Genomic DNA, 17889 nt, shown 5'->3' on the forward strand with positions numbered 1-17889 from the left:
CGGCTGACGATCACGGCGGCGGCAACGCCTCCGGTGGCGCTGGCGGAAGACGGCACCAATGGTTTCGGCCGGAAGATCGGTCTCGTCTCGGGCGCCGTCGACGGGCTCACGGCGACCCGGACGGCGGGCCCGCCCGCCTCCGTGTCCATCGCCGCGGGCGCCGGCAACGCCACGCCGAACCAGTCCCTCACCATCGGCTTCACCCTGCCGGACGGCAGCATCGAGAACATGACTTTGACGGCGGCCGCGGCGGATGCACAGGTAATCGCATCCGACCAGTTCCGCGTCGGCGCAACCTCCGCCGAGACGCTGGACAATCTGCGGACCGCACTCGGCACCCAGGTCAGCCGGATGGTCGGCACCAAGCTCGCGGCGGCATCGGCGGTAAAGGCCGGCGACGACTTCTTCCACGGCGAGACCCAGGCCGCGGCCCTCGTCGGTCCGCCGCCCGTCGAGCCGGGCGTGCCGAAGCGGCTGGTGGCGGGCGTGTCCGGGACCATGGCGGATGCCGTCGCCTACGACACGCCGCAGAATGCCGAGGCGCGAACGGTGCGGTGGTATCAGGGCGACAGGGTCTCGCCCAACCCGCGCGCGACCGCTTCGGCGCAAGTCGACAATTCGCAGGCGGTCTTCTACGGCGTTCGCGGCGACGAGGAAGCGCTGCGTACCGCGGTTCAATACATGGCGGTGGCGAGCTCGCTGCGCTTCAGCGAAAGCGACCCGAACGGGCTAGAGCGCTTTCAGGCGCTGACACCGCGGGTCGTCTCTGGCCTCAGCATGGACAAGGCCAACCAGAGCTTGCAGTCGATCCAGATCGAGATCTCTGCCGCCAACTCCGCCGCCGATTCCGCCAAAATCCGCCATGGGGACCGGCGCTCCATGCTCGGCGGGCTCCTCACCGACATCGAGGGCGTCGACGACAACGAGGTCGGGGTGCAGATCCTCGCGCTGCAGACCAATCTGCAGGCGAGCTACCAGACGAGCTCGATGCTCTCCAAGCTCACCATCATCAACTACATGTAACAGCTGCCGGGCCAGTGTCGGCCGCATCAAAAAGGGCGCGGCCGGGTTCGGCTGCGCCCTTCATGCGTTCTGCCGTCCGGCCGGGCTCAGCCGCGGCCGGCGAGGCCCGCGGCGATGTTCGAATTGATGGTCACGAGGATGCCGAGCTTCTCGGGAGCGGGCGCGATCTCGATGTCGATCGTCCGCTGGAAGATGAACAGGCCGAGATTGGCGATGTTGTTCTTGATCGGCAGCGGCAACGGGTTGTCGGGCTGGGTCGCCGACGTCGACAGGATCGTCCAGAGCTTGCGGTTGTAGGCGAGGGCCGGGCCGAGCTCGGCTTTGCCGGTGTCCCAATTGTCCTTCACCGACTGCAGCCTGGCCGCTGCCCGCAAGAGCAGACTCGCCTCCAGGTCGCGGGGATTGGTGGTTGCCGTGACCTTAGCGGTCGACGCGTACGCCGCTGCTCCGTGATGCATGACCCAACAGAGTCCCTTCGTACTCGATCAGGCCCTTCGTGGCCTTTAGAGCTTTATACAGCGAACCGGTTAATATGTGATTGTTGATGTCGTCGATGAACCCGAGAGTCGACGGCGCCGCCTTCACCACGTCGTTGACCAGGTCGAAATACATTTTGTGGTGGCGACCGGGATCGCGGGACAGATACATCAGCTGGACGAGGAGATAGATCTTCTTGCAGGGCGTGTCGGCGGCCTCGACCGTCATGACGTCCTTTTCGCGCAGGATCGGCGCTTCGCCCTCGATGGTCAGCCGGGTGCGCTGGTCGTCGTTGACGATGACGCTGTCGCCGAGAATGAACTTCTCGCCGGGCTTCAGTTCAACCTTGAGCGCCATTCCCCCACCTCCGCACGATTCGTCATCGCGCGATGCTAGCACATGCACAGATCATGACAGATCGACGTATTGCACCACCATGTCGGACTTTGGGCGGTATTGTCGATCCCGTTTTAATGCTGGCCGGCGCGATGGTCTAGGCCATCGCCGACCTGCCGAACTCTTGGTCGTTGAGTTGCCGCCGCAGCCCCTTGAGGAAGCTTGCGACGACCGGAATGGTGTTGCGACCGGGCGGCAGCAGGGCGAAGATCGCGACGTGTCCGGCGACGATCTCGGGCAGGACGGGGACGAGCGTGCCGTCCTTCACCAGGCCGCCGGCGAGGAATGTCGGGAGCACGGCAAAGCCCCCTCCGCAGGCAGACATGGTGCAGGCGGCTTCCGGGTCGTTGACCGTGCATCGGACCCGCACCCTGATCTCGTGTGTCGCGCCGAGACCTGCGAGGCGCAGAAGGACCGCGGGGCTGTGCTGGTTGGCGACCTGGATGAAGGGTATCCGGGCGAGGTCCTCCGGGCGCGCGATCTCCGCCGCGAGGGACGCAGGAGCGAAGAGCCTCAGTTCCGCCTCGGCCAGCTTGGACGAGATCAGATAGGGTTCGGTCGGCGCGGCGACCCGGATCGCCAGATCGACGTTCTCCCGGAGCGGATCGACGTGGGCGTTGTCGAACCGGACGATCGCCGTGACCTGTTCGTTTTCGGCGAGGAACCGCCCGAGAAAGGGTGACAGGACCAGCCGTCCGAACAGGAAGGGCGACACGATCCGCAGGGCGCCCTGCGGTGTATCGCGTCCGGCCTCCGCCAGCGCGCGTGCCTCCGCCAGCGCAATTCCGACGGCCATCGAGGGCGCTCGCAGCGCCTCTCCGGCCTGGGTCAGTCGCAGCTTGCGGCCAGCCCGGTCGAACAGGGCGACGCCCGCGGCCGCTTCCAGCCGGTTCAGGCGTCGGCTGATCGTCGTCTTCGGCAGGTTCAGCTTGCGCGCCGCTGCCGAAACGCCGCCGGCGGCAATGATCGCGTCGAGGAGAACGAGGTCGTCGGCATCCATCATCGGCCCATTCTTGGCACATGACGTTGCAGAAGGAAGCACTTTTCGGGACAGAGGGGCTGCCTATCTCCTGCTGCATCGTTGCCGCAGGAAAGGAATTCCCCCGCCATGCCCGCCCCCCTGAAAAACGCCGCCCTGACCGGTTTCAAGCCCACGGACACGGCGCTCGTCTATGTCGACTATGTGACCGGGCTCGACAACCTGATGACGACGATCCCCGGCAAGCAGTATCGCAACAATATCGCAGCCTTCGCGAAATTCAGCAGCCTGTTCGGAATGCCGACGGGGGTGCTCGGCGAGGAGAACGACTATTACGGATCGTTCCTGCCCGAGATCAAAACCCTGATCGATGCGGGAGCGCGGACGTTCCAGTCCCGGACCACCCCGACCGGCTATACGGCGGAGCTGGCGGAGTGGCTGCGGCAGACGGGGTGCAGGAACGTGCTGATCGGCGGTATTTCCATCGACAACTGCACGCTGCACACGTCGCTCGACCTGCTGCGCAACGGCTACGACGTCTTCTTCGTCGTCGACGTGTCGAGCACCAACAGCAAGATCGCCGAGGATGCGGCCATCATGCGCCTGGTCCAGGCGGGGGCCGTGCCGGTCAGCTGGCTCAACGCCCTGACCGAACTGGGGACTGATTTCGCCGGTCCCCACGGCAAGGGGATGATGCAGATCATCCAGACCCATTGGCCGGCCTCGACCATCGGCGCGGTCGACGACACGACGCCCGACGGCCACGGCATGCAGTTGCCGGCCTGAGGCCTTAGCCGAACAGGCTGAGCACGCTCTGGTCGGCCTGGTTGGCGAGCGACAGGGCCTGGGTGGAAAGCTGCTGGCGGGTCTGGAGGGCGAGCATGTTGGCGCCTTCCTCGTTCATGTCCGCCAGCACCAGGTTGTCGGCGCCGGTCTTCAGGGTGTTCGCCATTTCCTGGGTGAACTTCTGCCGGATCTGCACCAGGGCGAGGTTGGAGCCGAAGGCGCTCGACTGCGAGCGCAGCCGCGCCATGGCCTTCGACAGGTCGGCCATCGCGACGTTGATGTCGCGATCGGTCTGGAAGTTGTTCATCTGGTCGCCGATCGCCAGGTCTTCGTTCACCGAGAAGCGCACGCCGGTGATCGTCAGCGACGACGTCTGCCGCTCGTTGAACATCGCCTGGAGCGTGTCGGCGTTCAGAAGATTGACACCGTTGAAGCCGGAATCCTTGGCGAGCTGGTCGATCTGCCGGCGCAGTTCGGAAAACTGGGCGGCGATATTCGACCGGGTGACGTTGATTTCGCCGGCGGGCTTGGTCCGGTCGTTCAGCGCGAAACCCATGTTCGTCAGCGCCGCGCCGGCATTCGACGAGGACAGGGTGATGGGCTGGGTGCCGATGGATTCGAGCACGAGACGGCCGTCGGGGGAGAGCAGGGCTCTTGCATCGGCTCCCGACGTCGAGCCGATGGTCACGCCGACGCCGCTGGCCGCCGCTTCCGAGGTGTTGTCGTTGATGGCGTTGATCAGGTCGCCGACGGTCATGCCGGCGCCGATTGTCAGTGTCGTCGAACGGTTCGTGCCGGTATTGATCGTGATCGTCTCGGGCGCGGCGAAGCCGAGGGCGGTCAGCGGCGTCGTCATCGTCATGGCGCCCTGGGCGCCGGACACCATGGGCAGAACGCCGCCGAGGCGGGCGGTGCTGGCGGCCGACCCCTGAGCCTGGCGCGCGAGGGCCTGGGCGTTCTCGACGACACGGACGATGGAGCGGATGCCGTTGTCGGCCGCTTCCAGCGTCTTGATCGCGGTGCCGATGCCGTCGAGCAGGTTGGTGATGTCGGTGGCGCGCGAATTGAGCATCGACGCCGAGAAGAAATTGCCGGGATTGTCCAGCGCGGAGTTCACCTTTTTGCCGGTGGAGAGCCGGAACTGGGTGCGGTCGCGCAGGTCGGCGGTGCTCATCAGCGAGAGAAGATTGCCGCGAATGCCTTTTGAAAGGACGATGTCGCTCATGGGTGGTCCTCGGCCGGGCCCGACGATTCTCACGGGCCTTTGACGCACCCTGCCGCGTTAACCCTAATCAAAGGTTAATTTCCGTCTCTGATCCAAAATCCTGCACGATTTTAAGGGGTTGAGCCCAGCCCCTGTGTCCTCTGCGACACGGCAAGAGTTAACCGGCAGGAATTGCCGGGTGGGGTGGGGGCCTCCTGTGGCGGGGTCGCCTCGATTGCGCGCCGCGCCCTTCGGGTCTATCCCGACGGGCGTATCGAGACCGCGCGGGTTCTCCGCGACGTCGATGGCCCGTCCGCCGCCGGAGGGCCTCCGGAGACCGATCCATGGCGAAGACCCGCACCGAAACCGACACGTTCGGCCCCATCGAGGTCGCGTCGGACCGCTACTGGGGCGCCCAGGCACAGCGCTCCCTCGGCAATTTCAGGATCGGCTGGGAGAAGCAGCCGGCGCCCATCGTGCGGGCGCTCGGCATCGTCAAGCGGGCCGCCGCCGAGACCAACATGGCGCTCGGCCGGCTCGACCCCGCCATCGGCGGGACGATCGTAACGGCGGCGCAGGAGGTGATCGACGGCAAGCTCGACGATCATTTTCCGCTGGTGGTCTGGCAGACCGGCTCGGGCACGCAGTCGAACATGAACGCCAACGAGGTGATCTCCAACCGCGCCATCGAGATGGTCGGCGGGCAGATGGGTTCGAAGACGCCTGTCCATCCCAACGACCACGTCAACATGAGCCAGTCGTCCAACGACACCTATCCGACGGCCATGCATGTCGCCTGCGTCGAGGAGATCGTGCGCCGCCTGTTGCCGGCGCTGAACCATCTGCATGGCGCCCTCGACGCCAAGGCGCGCGCCTGGGCGGACATCGTCAAGATAGGCCGCACCCATACGCAGGATGCGACGCCGCTGACCCTCGGCCAGGAGTTCTCCGGCTATGCGCAGCAGGTGGCGAACGGCCTCGCCCGGATCGAACTGACGCTGCCGGCGCTGATGGAACTGGCGCAGGGCGGCACCGCCGTCGGCACCGGGCTCAATGCCCCGGTCGGCTTCGCCGAGACGGTGGCGGAGCGGATCGCGGCGATCACCGGCCTGCCGTTCACCTCGGCGCCGAACAAGTTCGAGGCGCTGGCCGCCCATGACGCCATGGTCTTCTCGCACGGGGCGATCAACACGGTGGCGGCCTCTCTGTTCAAGATCGCCAACGACATCCGCTTCCTCGGCTCCGGCCCGCGGGCCGGCCTCGGCGAACTGGCGCTGCCGGAGAACGAGCCGGGCTCATCGATCATGCCGGGCAAGGTCAATCCGACCCAGTGCGAGGCGCTGACGCAGGTCTGCGTGCAGATCTTCGGCAACCACGCCGCGCTGACCTTCGCCGGCAGCCAGGGCCATTTCGAGCTGAACGTCTTCAACCCCGTCATGGCCTACAATTTCCTGCAGTCGGTGCGGCTGATGGCCGATGCGGCGGTCTCCTTCACCGACCATTGCGTCGTCGGCATCACGCCACGCGAGGACAATATCCGCGCCGGTGTCGAGCGGTCGCTGATGCTGGTGACGGCGCTCGCCCCGACCATCGGCTATGACAACGCGGCGAAGATCGCCAAGACCGCCCACAAGAACGGCACGACCCTGAGGGAAGAGGCGCTGAAGACCGGCCTCGTCAGCGCCGTGGACTATGATCGCCTCGTCGACCCGCGCAAGATGATCGCGCCCGGCTGATCCGGGGCGGGATCTGCGACCAGGACGGCGGCGCGGCATGACTGCCGCGCGGTCCAGCCGGTTGCGCCCAGGGCCGCGCTGTCGCAAGCGGGAGTTATGCTCCTGCGCGACTTCGCCCTCCTGATGCTGGTCTGCCTGATCTGGGCAACCAATTTCATCGTGACGAAGCTGGCGCTCGTCCATCTCGACATCCCGCCGCTGCTGTTCTCGTCGCTCCGGTTCGTGCTGGTGCTGCTGGTGGCGCTGCCCTGGCTGCTGCCCTGGCCGCGTCCGCGCTGGCGGATCGCGCTGGTCGGCCTGATGATGGGGGCGGGGGGCTTCGGCCTCGTCTCCATCGGCCTGATGACGGCGACACCGTCGAGCGCGGCGGTGGTGACGCAGCTCGGCGTGCCGATCACCGCGCTCCTGTCGGTGGCCATGCTCGGCGAGCGGATCGACTGGCGCCGCGGCACCGGCATCGCGCTCGCCTTCGCCGGCGCCGTCCTCGTAATGTACGACCCGAAGGGCTTCGTGCTCTCGGTCGGGCTGATCTTCGTCCTCGGCAGCGCCTTCGCCTCGGCTTTCGGCGTCGTGCTGATGAAGAAGATGCACAATGTCCAGCCACTGCAGTTCCAGGCATGGGTAGGGTTCGCCTCGTCGATCCCGCTGGCCTTCGGCTCGATGGTGCTGGAGACGAACCAGTTGGAACGGGCGGCGCATGCCGGCTGGCCCTTCCTCATGGCGCTTGTCTACACGGCCCTCTTCGTCTCGCTGCTCGGACACAGCCTGTTCTTCAAGCTGATCATGAAATACGAGGCCAACCTGATCTCGACGCTGACGTTGATGTGCCCGCTCATGGCCATCGGGCTCGGCGTGCTGATCACCGGCGATGCTTTCGACATGCGGATGATCGCGGGAACGGCGGTGGTCCTCGCCGGTGTGGCCCTCATCCTGCTGGCGCCGCGAAGCGGCAAGGGCTGACCTGCCGGCCGCCCAACGCCAAATGCCGCCCTGCGGGGCGGTCGCGGTGGTCAGGGTGCGGCGAGGGTCAGGCGACCCGTTCGACCCGCGGATTGTCGGCCGCCTCGCTCTCCTCCTTGCGCGCCATCTCGCGCGCATAGGCCCTGAGCTTCAGCACCATCTCGTCAGGATATTGCCGCACCACCTCGCCGGTTTCCTTGTCGACCGTGCGATAGACGAGAAGCCCTGCGGCCTCGTCCTTCTCGATCCGGCGCTGAAGCGATTCCCGGATCGTGTCGGCGATGCGCTCCATGCGAGCCCGGCGGTCGGCGAGGATGCGGTCGTCGCGCGCGGCGGCGTCGCCGGGGCGTCGATCGTCCAACGCCGAACCGGCGCTGTTCGAAGGAGGCTGTGTCACCCGCTGTGCGCGGGGCAGTTCCGTCCGTACCGCTTCGCGGTACTGGACGGGGTCCGGCCGCCCGGTAGAATTCGTTCCGACGGCCGGTCGTGAGGACGGGATGTCCATGACCGGTACTCCCTGTGGGGGAAGGACCTCGTGGTCCCTCTTCTCCCAAGTGCCGGATCATGAACCCCAGAGCCTAAGCTCTCGTTAGGACATATGGTAAATGTTGCGACGCACTATTCTTTAAAATCGAGCGCGAATGCACGCCACCTGCCGTCAAAGACTCCGGACGACGGCGACGGGTGCAGCCGTGCGTGGCCCCGGCGCCGTGGCACGGCCGTTGGCACCGTAGCCGGGTGGGGCGCGGCGCGCCTGAACCGCCTGCGAGACATGGCGGATGATGCCCTCGGCGACCGCATGGGCGGTGGCGAGGACCGCGAGGTTCACCTGCAGGGCGTCCTGCAGGGCGGCATGCTCGGCCTCCAGACGGGCAAGCGCGTCGCCCGCATGGTTCCGCAGGGCGGCGCTGTGGAGCTTGAGGCGGGTGAGATCGGCGAGATAGCGATGCGAGAGTTCGTTCTTGCGCGCCTCGAAGGGCTGGGCGGCCTTGATCTTGGCGGCACGGACCAGAGCCGTTTCGTCGGCCAGCACCGCGCGGAGCTCGACCATGGTGGCCCGCAGCCCTTCGGCGAAGGCGGCGGCTTCCGCCGCGCTGCCGAAAGGCGGCGGGGCAGGTCGGGTGACGGGCTGCTGCATGGCTCAGCTCCTGGCCGGAACACGGCGGGGCGCGGCTTCCTGCGCGCCGATCAGTTCGCGATAGACGTGGTTGGCGAGGCCGACGCCGCCCTGGCCGGTGACCGACTTGGCGTATTCGTCGACGAGCATGCCGCGCCAGGCTTCGCTCTGCTTCCCGCCGAGCGGCGATTCCGTGCCGATGCCGGTGAACATCTGCGAGAACATCGTGTTGAGGAAGACCTGCTCGAAGTTCTGGGCCTGCGACCAGGCGCGCTGCTCGCGCGAGCCCGTGACCCTGGCGGCCTGCGGTGTCGCAGCGTTGACGGCGGTGACTTCGGGGGTAAGGCTTCGCATCACAGCACCTCGATCTCGGCCTGCAGGGCGCCCGCGGCCTTGATGGCCTGCAGGATGGCGATCATGTCGCGCGGGCCGATGCCCAGCGCGTTGAGGCCGTCGACCAGTTCCTGCAGCGACACGCCCTCACGCACCAGGGCGAGGCGCTTGCCCTCCTCGGTGGCCTGGATCTGCGTGCGGGGAACCACGACCGTCTCGCCATTGGCGAGGGCGTTCGGCTGGACCACCTGCGGCCGCTCGGACACCGTGACGGTGAGGTTGCCCTGGGCGATCGCGACGGTCGAGACACGCACGTCCTTGCCCATGACGATGATGCCGGAGGCCTCGTCGATGACGACCTTCGCCACCTGGTCGGGCTGGACGCGCAACTGCTCGATCTCGGTGAGCAGCGCGACGATGTTGCCCTCGAAGCGGGACGGCACCTTGAGGTGAACGGTTGCGGGGTCGGTCGGCTCCGCGGTGGGGGCGCCGATGAAGTCGTTGATGGCGGCGGCGATGCGGCGCGCCGTGGTCAGGTCGGGATTGCGCAGGGCGAGCTTCAGCGAGGCCATGCGGTTGATCGAGAAGGCGACCTCGCGCTCGACGATGCCGCCGTTGGAGACGCGTCCGACGGTGGGGACGCCGCGGGTGATGGTGGCGGCCGCTCCCTGGGCCTGGAAGCCGGCGATGGCGACGGCACCCTGGCCGACCGCATAGACCTCGCCATCGGCGCCGACCAGCGGGGTGACGAGCAGCTCGCCGCCCTGCAGCGAGCGGGAATCGCCCATGGCTGAGACCTTGATGTCGATGCGCGTGCCCTGGGTCGAGAAGGGTGGCAGGTTGGCTGTGACCATGACCGCGGCGACGTTGGCGGTGCGCAGGTTCATGCCGCGCGTGTTGACGCCGAGGCGCTCCATCATCGACTGGATGGACTGGCGGGTGAAGGGCGAGTTGTTGAGCGTGTCGCCGGTGCCGTTGAGGCCGACGACGAGGCCGTAGCCGATGAGCTGGTTCTCGCGGATGCCCTCGACGTCGACCAGGTCCTTGATGCGCGAGGTCGTGGCCCCGGCCGGAGCGGCGAGGACCAGGAGGCTCAGAAGGACGGCGAGACGGCGGAACATGGAGATCCCCTTGGGTCGACACGGACCAGCACGCGCCGTGCCAACCCGGATGGGGCCTATAACTCATTGATTTGCTAACAAAGTTTTTTCCAACCCGGCGGATTTCGGGGTTATCCGGCCTGCCGCCCGGCAAGACTTGCCGGGCATTAACGGCCCCTTAACCATGGCGGGGCTCTCTTAACCTGCGCTCAACACCTGTTGCGCTTTGCTGAAGCGGCCGTTCCGGAGAGGGACCTATGCGGATCATCACGCCGCCTGCCATCGGCGCCGTCACAACCGGACAGCCGGCCCAGAAGGCCGATCGTCCGCGCACGTCCTTCGAACTGCCGGGGGCCAGGACGGAAACGCCGGCGACCGCTTCGAGCCGTCCGGCCATGGCGGCCGCGGGGCTGGAGACGCTGCTGGCGGTGCAGGGCATGCAGCCGGAGGACCGCCGCGAGAAGCGGCGCCGCGCCATGCAGCGCGGACGGCTGTCCCTCGACCTCCTCGATGACCTGAAGCTCTCGCTGCTCGCCGGGGAGCCCTTGCCGGCGGTGCTCCTCAAGCTGCGCAGCCTGACCGCGGCGAACCTCGAGGATTCGGGCGATCCCGGCCTCGACGGCGTCCTGGCGGAAATCGACCTCAGGGCCCAGGTGGAGATCGCCAAGCGCGAGGCCGCGGCGAAAGCCTGAAGACTCCTGACTGGCTCTCGCAACCCTGAATATCCCGCAAAGCCCACCCGGTGGCACGGTTCCTGCTTTTGGCGATCGCGCGTTCAGGTCCCGATGACGGTCGCATGACCCGCTTTCATGTTGTCTGCCCTCCGGACGAGTGCTATGAGCGCGCCGAAACACGGAGACTTTAACCGTGAATCTTGAGGGGTTCGGCGCATGACGTTGGAGTTGGAAGCGGATTACCGCCCGAATGACTCGGAGCCGTTCATGAACGAGCGGCAGAAAGAGTTTTTCCGCAAGAAGCTGCTCGCCTGGAAGGACGATATCCTTCGCGAAGCCAAGGGAACCCTGCAGAATCTGCAGGACGAGAACCAGAATCATCCCGACATCGCCGACCGCGCCTCCTCGGAGACAGACCGTGCGATCGAACTGCGGGCCCGGGACCGCCAGCGCAAGCTGATCTCCAAGATCGAAGCGGCGCTCGCCCGCATCGAGGACGGCACCTACGGCTTCTGCGAGGAGACCGGCGATCCGATCTCGCTGAAGCGCCTCGAGGCCCGCCCCATCGCCACCCTGTCGCTGGAAGCCCAGGAGCGCCACGAGCGCCGCGAGCGGGTCTATCGCGACGAGTAGACCGCCGCACCGCGTCGGGACAATCCGGCCGCCCCTCGGGGCGGCCGTTTCATTTTGGGGCGGCGGAGGAGCCCTCTGCGCCACAAATGAAAGGCCCCACCCTTACCCTCCCCTCGCCGGGGCGAGGGGAGGGGGACGACCGCATCGCCTTTCGCCGGTGACGGAGCGTCTGGCCCGTCCGGCCGCCTGCGTCCTGCCCGGCACTCCGCGGTGCGATCGGGCATGACGCCGAAGTCCCCCTCTCCGCGCGCAGCGCGGGGAGGGTGCGGGTGGGGCATCCTTGTCGCCCTGCAACCGTCGGGCTGTCCCCCAAATGCCGACGCCGCCCGCGTCGGGAGAACGCGGACGGCGCCGGACTTGCCGTATTCGCCTGGGGAGCGGGGACGGCTGGGAGCTCTGGGATCGTCAGAAGGGCAGGAGGACGTCGAGAACCTGCTGGCCGTAGCGCGGCTGCTGCTGGTCGGTGATCTGGCCGCGACCGCCATAGCCGATCCGGGCCTGGGCGATCTTGTTGGAATCGATGGTGTTGTCGCTCTCGATGTCCTCCGGTCGGACGACACCGGCGACGATCAGCTCGCGCACCTCGAAATTCACCCGCATCTCCTGCTTGCCTTCGAGCACGAGATTGCCGTTGGGCAGAACCTGCATGACGACGGCAGCGACATTGGTGGTGAGGTTTTCCGACCGGTTGACGCTTCCCCTGCCTTCGTTGGAGTTGGAGCCGGTGGTGGATACGAGGCTGGCGGGGTCCGCCCCGGTCCGGGCGATCAGCCGCTCGGCGCCGAAGAGGTTGGGCGTGCCCATGCTCTGCGAGCCGGTGCGCGACTGGTTGGTGCTGTTCTGGATGTTGGCCTGGTCCTGAAACCTCACCTTGACCGTGAGGATGTCGCCGATGCGCTGGGCGCGCTGGTCGCGGAAGAAGGCGCGCGATCCATTGCGCCAGAGCGAATTGGGATTGTGCGAGATCGGCTGCGGCTCCGGCATCGGCATGGAGACCGGCCGGTAACCCGGACGGGTCTGCGAATTCTCCACCGCCGAGAGGGCAGGGGTCTGTCCGATATTGCGCAGCCGGTCGGGCGCACCGCAGGCGGCCGTCGAAAGCCCGGCGAGGAGAACGAGGAGGGGGCGGGCGTTTCGCATGGCGGTTCCTGACGCGGAACGAGGATGAGGTGTGGCGTGCGGGCGGGTCATCACGGTGTCCTCGTGGCGGCGACGACGGTGGTCTGCCGCGTCGCCAGCGAGACGCGGTTGAGGCCCGTGACCACCGCCTGCATCTTCTTGCGCGACTGGTTGTTTTCCACCTGGATGACGTCGCCCTCGGCGCCGGCCTCCAGCGCCTTGCCGCGCATGGTCAGCGACAGGCCGGGAAGCTCGACGATGATGAGGATGTTGGCGTTGCGCTCGACCAGTTCCGGCTTCATCAGGTCGCTGGTGCGGAACGGGCGCTCCGGCGACAGGGGGCGGCGGGCGGCCAGGCCGACGGCCTGGGCGAGCGACACGACGGTGTCCGCCGTCATCATCGGCAGGGCGCTGCGCGGCTTGCGGTCAATGACGAGGTCGGAGGCGCGGACGATCTCGCCGCGGCCGATGGTGCGGGCCGGCGCGGCGAACTCGACCAGTTCGTTGGCGGTGCCGTAGACGCGGAACCCGCCGTTGCGCTCGGAGCGCCCGGAGCCGCGGATGCCGAGGACGGCGTCGAAGCGGCCGCTGCGCGGATCATGCTCGAGGCGCAGGATGTCTACCTGGCCGGCGGCCTGCCGCTCCACGGTGAGCGGGCGGGTGCCGCGGTCGAACACGACCTGGACCCTGCTGGAATCCCCGAGGCCGAGGGTGCCGGCGAGCGACGCCGCGATCTTCTCCTCCATCTCCGCCAGAGGCACGATGCGGGCGTCGCGGGTGACGCTGACGTCGCGGTTGCGGTCGGAGGATTCGGGTTCGAGCCCGGCCCGGCGCGCCGCCTCGACGATCCGCCAGGCCGCGACCTGGCCGGTATGGCCGGGATCGGGGGAGCGGAAGACGGCGACGTCGGCATGGCGGCCGGCATTGTCGAAGAGGTCGCCGAGCCGCACGACGTCGCCGACGACGGTGACGTCGAGTCTGAGGACCGGGCGGCCCATGTCGGCATGGGCCGGCAGGACCAGTCCGGCGAGCAGCGTGGCGGCGAGGAGGCGGCGGGCGCGGGACATGATCAGTCTCACCGCATCAACTGCGAGGTGGACTGCAGCATCTGGTCGGCCGCCGAGATGATGCGCGCGTTCATCTCGTAGGCGCGCTGGGCGGCGATCAGGTCGGAGATTTCCGAGACGGCGGTGACGTTCGACTGTTCGAGGTTCTTCTGCAGCAGCGAGCCCATGCCCTCGTTGCCGGGCGTGGTGGAGATCGCCTGCCCGGAGGCCGCGGTTTCCATGAAGAGGTTGTCGCCCATCGATTCCAGGCCCGCCTTGTTGACGAAGCGGGAGAGCTGGATCTGGCCGATGACCTGCGCCGCGGTCTGGCCGGGCAGCGTCGCCTGGACGACGCCGGCGGCGCTGATGGTGACGGCGCTGGCGTTGTTCGGCACGGTGATGCCGGGCTCGATCTGGTAGCCGTCGACGGTGACGATCTGGCCGTCGGCATTGCGCTCGAAGGAGCCGTCGCGGGTGAACGCGGTGCGGCCGTCGGGCAGCTGGATGCGGAAGAAGCCCTCGCCGCGGATGGCGACGTCGTAGTCCTTCTCGGTGGAGAGGACGTTACCCTGGGTCATGATGCGGGAGGTGCCGGCCGCCTTGACGCCCGAGCCGACGGAAATGCCGACCGGGAGAAGGTTGCCCTGCTGCGAGTTCTGGGTGCCGGCCCGGCGCTGATGGTCGTAGAGCATGTCCTGGAACTCGGCGCGCTGGCGCTTGAATCCCGTGGTGCGCATGTTGGCGATGTTGTTGGAGATCACCTCGACGGTGAGCTCCTGGGCCTTCATGCCGCTGGCGGCGGTGTGGAGTGCGCGCATGGTTCAGCCTCCTCAGGTCGACGTGTTGCCGAGGGAACGGATGGCGTCCCGCCGCATCTGATCGTGGCGCTCGAGGCTCGATGCCAGCGACTGGTAGGAACGGGTGACCTCGATCATCCGCGACAGGGCGAGGACCGGCGTGACGTTGGACGCCTCGAGAGCGCCCTGGCGCACGTCAGCGTTGGGCACGGCCACCGCCTGGGTGCCGTCGCGCAGGCGGAACAGGTTGTCGCCGGCCTTCTCGAAGGCGCGCGGCACGTTGCCGTCGACCACCCGGAGCCGGCCACGGGAGCCGCCGGAGGAGGCGACGGAACCGTCGCGGCCGATGGTGATGCCGACATCGTTGGCTTCGAAGGCGATGGGGCCGCCCTCACCGAGGACGATCTGGCCCTGCTTGGTGACGAGCTGGTTCTGGGCGTTGAGCTCGAAGGAGCCGTTGCGGGTGTAGCGCTCGCCTTCCGGGGTCTGCACGGCGAAGAGGCCGCGGCCGTTGATGGCGGCGTCGAGCGAATTGCCGGTCTGGGTGACGCCGCCCTGGGCGAGGTTGGTCGTGGTCGCGCGGTCCCAGACGAAGGACATGCGGCGATCGGCCCCGCGCTGGAACGTATCGTCCCGCGCGACAGGCATCAGGTACTCCTCGAACACGACGTCGTCCTGCTTGAACCCCGTGGTGTTCAAGTTGGCGAGGTTGTTCGCAATGACGTCGAGCTCCCGCTGCAGGGCGACCTGCCGCGAAAGGCCGACGAGACCAATGTTCTCCATCGGACCAGTCCCTTCGTGTCCGCCTCGCCGGACCGTCTCTCCCAAGACGATCGTCCGAAGCGGTGCTCCCCAGTGGCCCCCGTGTCCGTTCTCCCAAACGAGCCCGGCGACCGAAGACCATCTCGCAGTCTTCGTGCCAACTCGCCGATGTGAGGAAAATCAATTGCTTAACCATGTTCTGAGGCTGGGAGGAGGGCGGCACGAATGGTCCGGCCGGCCGTTTCGTCCCGGCAAATCTTGCCGCGCGCTTAACGAAAATAAACGAGCCGTTAACTATTGCGGCGCCATTGTCCCATTCAGAGAATCCGGGACCCTAAGTGATGGCGAAGAAACCGAAAAAGCCTGAAGCCGACGGCGATGACGCCGACGAGGGTGGTGCGGCGGAAGCCGGTGGTGGCAAGAAGAAGATGATCATGATCGCGGGCGCCGCGGTCGCTGTCATCGCGCTGGGCGGCGGAGGCTGGTTCTTCTTCCTCAGGAAGAAGCCTGAAACCACGGCCGCGCGGCCGGCCGAGGTTGTCCGGCCGGTGGCCTTCGTCGACCTGCCGGACATGACGGTGAACCTGTCGGTGGGGCAGGACCGGCCGCAATATCTCCGGGTCAAGGTTGCCCTCGAGGTGACCGATTCCAAGGTCGCCGACCAGATCAAGCCGATCATGCCGCGGGTGGTCGATGCCTTCCAGCTCTACCTGCGCGAGATGCGGCCGTCCGACATCGAGGGCTCGGCCGGCATCTTCCGGCTGCGTGACGAACTGACGCGACGGGTCAATACCGCCGTCCATCCGGCACGGGTCAACGCCGTGCTGTTCCGCGAAATCGTCGTGCAGTGACGGTCTGACCATGGCTAGCGATATCGATCAGGACGCTCTTGCCGCCGAATGGGGCATGGCGCTGGAGGAGCAGGGCTCCTCGGGATCGGATTCGGAGCAGAACTGGGAATCCGTCGGCGAAGACGGCATGGCCCATGTCAGCGCCGGCTCGAAGGGCGGCGCCGAGCGTATCCTCAACCAGGAGGAGATCGACAATCTCCTCGGGTTCTCCATCGAAGACCTGGCGCTGTCGGACAATGGCGGCATCCGCGCCATCATCGACTCGGCGATGGTCGCCTACGAGCGTCTGCCGATGCTCGACATCGTGTTCGACCGCCTCGTGCGGCTGCTCACGACATCCTTGCGCAATTTCACCTCGGACAATGTCGAGGTCTCGCTCGACCGCATCCACGCCGTCCGTTTCGCCGACTACCTGAACTCGATCCCGCTGCCGGCCATTCTCTCGATCTTCAAGGCCGAGGAATGGGACAATTTCGGCATCGCCACCGTCGATTCGAGCCTGATCTACTCGATCATCGACGTGCTCCTCGGCGGGCGCCGCGGCGTCACCGCCATCCGCGTCGAGGGCCGCCCCTACACGACCATCGAGATGGGCCTCGTCAAGCGGATGATCGAGGTCATCCTGGCGGATGCCGAGGCGGCCTTCCGTCCGATCTCGCCGGTGACCTTCAAGATCGACCGGCTGGAGACCAATCCGCGCTTCGCCGCCATCTCGCGTCCGAACAATGCCGCCATTCTGGTGCGCTTTCGCATCGACATGGAAGAGCGCGGCGGCTCGATCGAGATGCTGCTGCCCTATGCGACGCTGGAGCCGATCCGCGATCGCCTGATGCAGACCTTCGTCGGCGAGAAGCTCGGCCGCGATCCGGTCTGGGAGGGCCATCTGGCGACCGAGATCTTCCAGTCGCAAACGCATGTCGAAGCCGTGCTCTACGAGGACATGTTTCCGCTGCGCAAGCTGATGAACCTGAAAGTGGGCGACACGCTCATGCTCGACATGAAGCCGGACGCCCTGGTCAAGGTGCGCTGCGGCGCGGAGACCCTGACCGAGGGCCGGATGGGCCGGGTGGGCGACAGGGTCGCCATCCGTATCCAGAAGCCGCTGCGGCGCGGGCGCACGTCGATGACACAATTCGAACAGATCTCTTCGGGCGGACAGGAGGCATGATGACCAGCTTCACCGTGTCGATGGTGGTGGAACTTCTCGTCGCCGGGCTGCTGGCCGCGACCATCGCCTATTGCATCACCCTCAACCGGCGCCTGATGCGGCTGCGCTCGGACGAACAGTCGCTGAAGGCGACGATCGCCGAGCTGATCACCGCAACCGAGATCGCCGAACGGGCCATCCAGGGCCTCAAGGTCACCGTGCGCGAATGCGACGGCACGCTCGGAGAGCGGCTGCGGACCGCCGAGCGCTTCCTCGTCGACATCGAGCGCGAGGTGAAGTCCGGCGAGATCGTGGTGGAGCGCATCAGCCGGATTACCGAAGCGGCGCGTGACGCCGGTCGGCCGCGCATGCCGCCGATCCCGGTGGTCGAGCCGATCATCCCGGTCATGATCCGCGATCCCGGCGACACGCATCAGGCGAGCGCCGCCTCGACACTCGCGGCCGCCAAGGCTTTCACCGCGCGCCTGCAGACGCGCGCGGCCTAGAGGACAGCGCCATGCGGGACCTGCGCCTTCTTCCCATCGTCACCTTCGCGGCCGGCGGCCTTCTGTTCCTCAAGGTCGTCGGGCTCCTCAGCGGGGATCTCGCCGGCCCCCGGCAGGTCAGGGCGCAGGATACGACGATCCCGGGCATCGAATCGCCCGCCGACGCCGACATCACCACCGGCGCGACACCGGCCGCCGCTCCTGGAAGCACGCTCTCGAGGGCGTGAGCCCTGATGTTCTCTT

21 protein-coding genes and 1 pseudogene are annotated in these 17889 nt (G+C 67.1%); 10 read left to right on the forward strand and 12 right to left on the reverse strand.

The features are described from left to right. Window positions 1-1023: pseudogene (locus Q8O26_RS07325) on the forward strand (hypothetical protein); the annotation flags it as partial. 86 nt (window positions 1024-1109) lie between these two features. Here the strand turns inward: Q8O26_RS07325 and flaF are convergent. The 3 genes from flaF to Q8O26_RS07340 all read right to left on the reverse strand — a co-directional run bounded on the left by flaF (window position 1110) and on the right by Q8O26_RS07340 (window position 2899). Continuing rightward, window positions 1110-1481, reverse strand: a complete 372-nt coding sequence (gene flaF, locus Q8O26_RS07330) for a flagellar biosynthesis regulator FlaF (protein ID WP_296577051.1) — start codon at window positions 1479-1481, stop codon at window positions 1110-1112. Beyond that, the gene (gene flbT / locus Q8O26_RS07335; RefSeq protein WP_296577050.1) at window positions 1444-1857 is read right to left on the reverse strand and encodes a flagellar biosynthesis repressor FlbT; all 414 of its coding nucleotides are present in this window, start codon (window positions 1855-1857) and stop codon (window positions 1444-1446) included. Before flbT ends, flaF begins: the two co-directional genes overlap by 38 nt. A gap of 136 nt (window positions 1858-1993) precedes the next feature. Next, entirely contained in the window at window positions 1994-2899 is a 906-nt protein-coding gene (locus Q8O26_RS07340; protein WP_305574851.1) for a LysR family transcriptional regulator, read from the reverse strand. Between the two features lie 105 nt (window positions 2900-3004). Here Q8O26_RS07340 and Q8O26_RS07345 point away from each other — a divergent pair, with 105 nt between their 5' ends. Further along, window positions 3005-3661 (forward strand): isochorismatase family protein, encoded by a 657-nt coding sequence (locus Q8O26_RS07345; RefSeq protein ID WP_305574852.1) that lies wholly within the window; start codon window positions 3005-3007, stop codon window positions 3659-3661. A gap of 4 nt (window positions 3662-3665) precedes the next feature. Here the strand turns inward: Q8O26_RS07345 and Q8O26_RS07350 are convergent, their stop codons facing one another. Then, window positions 3666-4886, reverse strand: coding sequence for a flagellin (locus Q8O26_RS07350; protein ID WP_305574853.1), 1221 nt, complete (start codon window positions 4884-4886; stop codon window positions 3666-3668). 323 nt (window positions 4887-5209) lie between these two features. Here Q8O26_RS07350 and fumC point away from each other — a divergent pair, with 323 nt between their 5' ends. Both fumC and Q8O26_RS07360 read left to right on the forward strand, forming a co-directional pair. After that, on the forward strand, window positions 5210-6601 hold the full coding sequence (fumC, locus tag Q8O26_RS07355) for a class II fumarate hydratase (protein ID WP_305574854.1): 1392 nt from the start codon (window positions 5210-5212) through the stop codon (window positions 6599-6601). A 96-nt stretch (window positions 6602-6697) separates the two neighbouring features. Beyond that, the gene (locus Q8O26_RS07360; RefSeq protein WP_305574855.1) at window positions 6698-7561 is read left to right on the forward strand and encodes a DMT family transporter; all 864 of its coding nucleotides are present in this window, start codon (window positions 6698-6700) and stop codon (window positions 7559-7561) included. A 67-nt stretch (window positions 7562-7628) separates the two neighbouring features. Here the strand turns inward: Q8O26_RS07360 and Q8O26_RS07365 are convergent, their stop codons facing one another. The 4 genes from Q8O26_RS07365 to Q8O26_RS07380 all read right to left on the reverse strand — a co-directional run bounded on the left by Q8O26_RS07365 (window position 7629) and on the right by Q8O26_RS07380 (window position 10132). After that, complete coding sequence (locus Q8O26_RS07365) at window positions 7629-7922, reverse strand: flagellar protein FlaG (protein WP_305574856.1); 294 nt, start codon at window positions 7920-7922, stop codon at window positions 7629-7631. A gap of 297 nt (window positions 7923-8219) precedes the next feature. Next, window positions 8220-8699, reverse strand: coding sequence for a hypothetical protein (locus tag Q8O26_RS07370; protein ID WP_305574857.1), 480 nt, complete (start codon window positions 8697-8699; stop codon window positions 8220-8222). A 3-nt stretch (window positions 8700-8702) separates the two neighbouring features. Next, window positions 8703-9032: a rod-binding protein gene (locus tag Q8O26_RS07375; RefSeq protein ID WP_305574858.1), complete on the reverse strand. Its 330-nt coding sequence runs from the start codon at window positions 9030-9032 to the stop codon at window positions 8703-8705. Continuing rightward, window positions 9032-10132 (reverse strand): flagellar basal body P-ring protein FlgI, encoded by a 1101-nt coding sequence (locus Q8O26_RS07380; RefSeq protein ID WP_305574859.1) that lies wholly within the window; start codon window positions 10130-10132, stop codon window positions 9032-9034. The genes Q8O26_RS07375 and Q8O26_RS07380 overlap by 1 nt, the downstream gene beginning before the upstream one ends. A 236-nt stretch (window positions 10133-10368) precedes the next feature. On the opposite strand from Q8O26_RS07380, the gene Q8O26_RS07385 reads away from it, so the two are divergent. Beyond that, window positions 10369-10803 (forward strand): flagellar assembly protein FliX, encoded by a 435-nt coding sequence (locus Q8O26_RS07385; RefSeq protein WP_305574860.1) that lies wholly within the window; start codon window positions 10369-10371, stop codon window positions 10801-10803. Window positions 10804-11001: 198 nt separating this feature from the next. Next, window positions 11002-11418 (forward strand): RNA polymerase-binding protein DksA, encoded by a 417-nt coding sequence (gene dksA / locus Q8O26_RS07390; RefSeq protein WP_305574861.1) that lies wholly within the window; start codon window positions 11002-11004, stop codon window positions 11416-11418. Between the two features lie 405 nt (window positions 11419-11823). On the opposite strand, the gene flgH is transcribed toward dksA, so the two are convergent. From flgH to flgF, 4 genes are read right to left on the reverse strand one after another with little or no spacing between them, the layout of a single operon-like run. After that, on the reverse strand, window positions 11824-12558 hold the full coding sequence (gene flgH, locus Q8O26_RS07395; protein ID WP_305574862.1) for a flagellar basal body L-ring protein FlgH: 735 nt from the start codon (window positions 12556-12558) through the stop codon (window positions 11824-11826). Window positions 12559-12608: 50 nt separating this feature from the next. Continuing rightward, window positions 12609-13604 (reverse strand): flagellar basal body P-ring formation chaperone FlgA, encoded by a 996-nt coding sequence (gene flgA, locus Q8O26_RS07400; protein WP_305574863.1) that lies wholly within the window; start codon window positions 13602-13604, stop codon window positions 12609-12611. A gap of 8 nt (window positions 13605-13612) precedes the next feature. Beyond that, window positions 13613-14401, reverse strand: a complete 789-nt coding sequence (gene flgG, locus Q8O26_RS07405) for a flagellar basal-body rod protein FlgG (RefSeq protein WP_305574864.1) — start codon at window positions 14399-14401, stop codon at window positions 13613-13615. Window positions 14402-14413: 12 nt separating this feature from the next. Continuing rightward, window positions 14414-15163 (reverse strand): flagellar basal-body rod protein FlgF, encoded by a 750-nt coding sequence (flgF, locus tag Q8O26_RS07410; protein ID WP_305574865.1) that lies wholly within the window; start codon window positions 15161-15163, stop codon window positions 14414-14416. Window positions 15164-15483: 320 nt separating this feature from the next. Between flgF and fliL the strand changes: the two genes are divergently transcribed. From fliL to Q8O26_RS07430, 4 genes are read left to right on the forward strand one after another with little or no spacing between them, the layout of a single operon-like run. Further along, window positions 15484-15993 (forward strand): flagellar basal body-associated protein FliL, encoded by a 510-nt coding sequence (gene fliL / locus Q8O26_RS07415; protein WP_305574866.1) that lies wholly within the window; start codon window positions 15484-15486, stop codon window positions 15991-15993. A gap of 10 nt (window positions 15994-16003) precedes the next feature. After that, a complete protein-coding gene (fliM, locus tag Q8O26_RS07420) occupies window positions 16004-17161 on the forward strand; it encodes a flagellar motor switch protein FliM (protein ID WP_305574867.1) in 1158 nt (385 codons plus the stop codon). After that, a complete protein-coding gene (locus Q8O26_RS07425; protein ID WP_305574868.1) occupies window positions 17161-17646 on the forward strand; it encodes a DUF6468 domain-containing protein in 486 nt (161 codons plus the stop codon). The genes fliM and Q8O26_RS07425 overlap by 1 nt, the downstream gene beginning before the upstream one ends. Window positions 17647-17657: 11 nt before the next feature. After that, on the forward strand, window positions 17658-17873 hold the full coding sequence (locus Q8O26_RS07430) for a hypothetical protein (RefSeq protein ID WP_305574869.1): 216 nt from the start codon (window positions 17658-17660) through the stop codon (window positions 17871-17873). Window positions 17874-17889 lie beyond the last annotated feature (16 nt).

This window comes from Phreatobacter sp., assembly GCF_030691135.1.
In the GTDB taxonomy this organism is placed as follows: domain Bacteria; phylum Pseudomonadota; class Alphaproteobacteria; order Rhizobiales; family Phreatobacteraceae; genus Phreatobacter.

Excerpts from the sequence above, each read along its gene's own strand:
- flaF (WP_296577051.1), bottom strand. The coding sequence starts at position 1,481 with ATGCATCACGGAGCAGCGGCGTACGCGTCGACCGCTAAGGTCACGGCA.
- flbT (WP_296577050.1), bottom strand. The coding sequence starts at position 1,857 with ATGGCGCTCAAGGTTGAACTGAAGCCCGGCGAGAAGTTCATTCTCGGC.
- Q8O26_RS07340 (WP_305574851.1), bottom strand. The coding sequence starts at position 2,899 with ATGATGGATGCCGACGACCTCGTTCTCCTCGACGCGATCATTGCCGCC.
- Q8O26_RS07345 (WP_305574852.1), top strand. The coding sequence starts at position 3,005 with ATGCCCGCCCCCCTGAAAAACGCCGCCCTGACCGGTTTCAAGCCCACG.
- Q8O26_RS07350 (WP_305574853.1), bottom strand. The coding sequence starts at position 4,886 with ATGAGCGACATCGTCCTTTCAAAAGGCATTCGCGGCAATCTTCTCTCG.
- fumC (WP_305574854.1), top strand. The coding sequence starts at position 5,210 with ATGGCGAAGACCCGCACCGAAACCGACACGTTCGGCCCCATCGAGGTC.
- Q8O26_RS07360 (WP_305574855.1), top strand. The coding sequence starts at position 6,698 with ATGCTCCTGCGCGACTTCGCCCTCCTGATGCTGGTCTGCCTGATCTGG.
- Q8O26_RS07370 (WP_305574857.1), bottom strand. The coding sequence starts at position 8,699 with ATGCAGCAGCCCGTCACCCGACCTGCCCCGCCGCCTTTCGGCAGCGCG.
- Q8O26_RS07375 (WP_305574858.1), bottom strand. The coding sequence starts at position 9,032 with ATGCGAAGCCTTACCCCCGAAGTCACCGCCGTCAACGCTGCGACACCG.
- Q8O26_RS07380 (WP_305574859.1), bottom strand. The coding sequence starts at position 10,132 with ATGTTCCGCCGTCTCGCCGTCCTTCTGAGCCTCCTGGTCCTCGCCGCT.
- Q8O26_RS07385 (WP_305574860.1), top strand. The coding sequence starts at position 10,369 with ATGCGGATCATCACGCCGCCTGCCATCGGCGCCGTCACAACCGGACAG.
- dksA (WP_305574861.1), top strand. The coding sequence starts at position 11,002 with ATGACGTTGGAGTTGGAAGCGGATTACCGCCCGAATGACTCGGAGCCG.
- flgH (WP_305574862.1), bottom strand. The coding sequence starts at position 12,558 with ATGCGAAACGCCCGCCCCCTCCTCGTTCTCCTCGCCGGGCTTTCGACG.
- flgA (WP_305574863.1), bottom strand. The coding sequence starts at position 13,604 with ATGTCCCGCGCCCGCCGCCTCCTCGCCGCCACGCTGCTCGCCGGACTG.
- flgG (WP_305574864.1), bottom strand. The coding sequence starts at position 14,401 with ATGCGCGCACTCCACACCGCCGCCAGCGGCATGAAGGCCCAGGAGCTC.
- flgF (WP_305574865.1), bottom strand. The coding sequence starts at position 15,163 with ATGGAGAACATTGGTCTCGTCGGCCTTTCGCGGCAGGTCGCCCTGCAG.
- fliL (WP_305574866.1), top strand. The coding sequence starts at position 15,484 with ATGGCGAAGAAACCGAAAAAGCCTGAAGCCGACGGCGATGACGCCGAC.
- fliM (WP_305574867.1), top strand. The coding sequence starts at position 16,004 with ATGGCTAGCGATATCGATCAGGACGCTCTTGCCGCCGAATGGGGCATG.
- Q8O26_RS07425 (WP_305574868.1), top strand. The coding sequence starts at position 17,161 with ATGACCAGCTTCACCGTGTCGATGGTGGTGGAACTTCTCGTCGCCGGG.
- Q8O26_RS07430 (WP_305574869.1), top strand. The coding sequence starts at position 17,658 with ATGCGGGACCTGCGCCTTCTTCCCATCGTCACCTTCGCGGCCGGCGGC.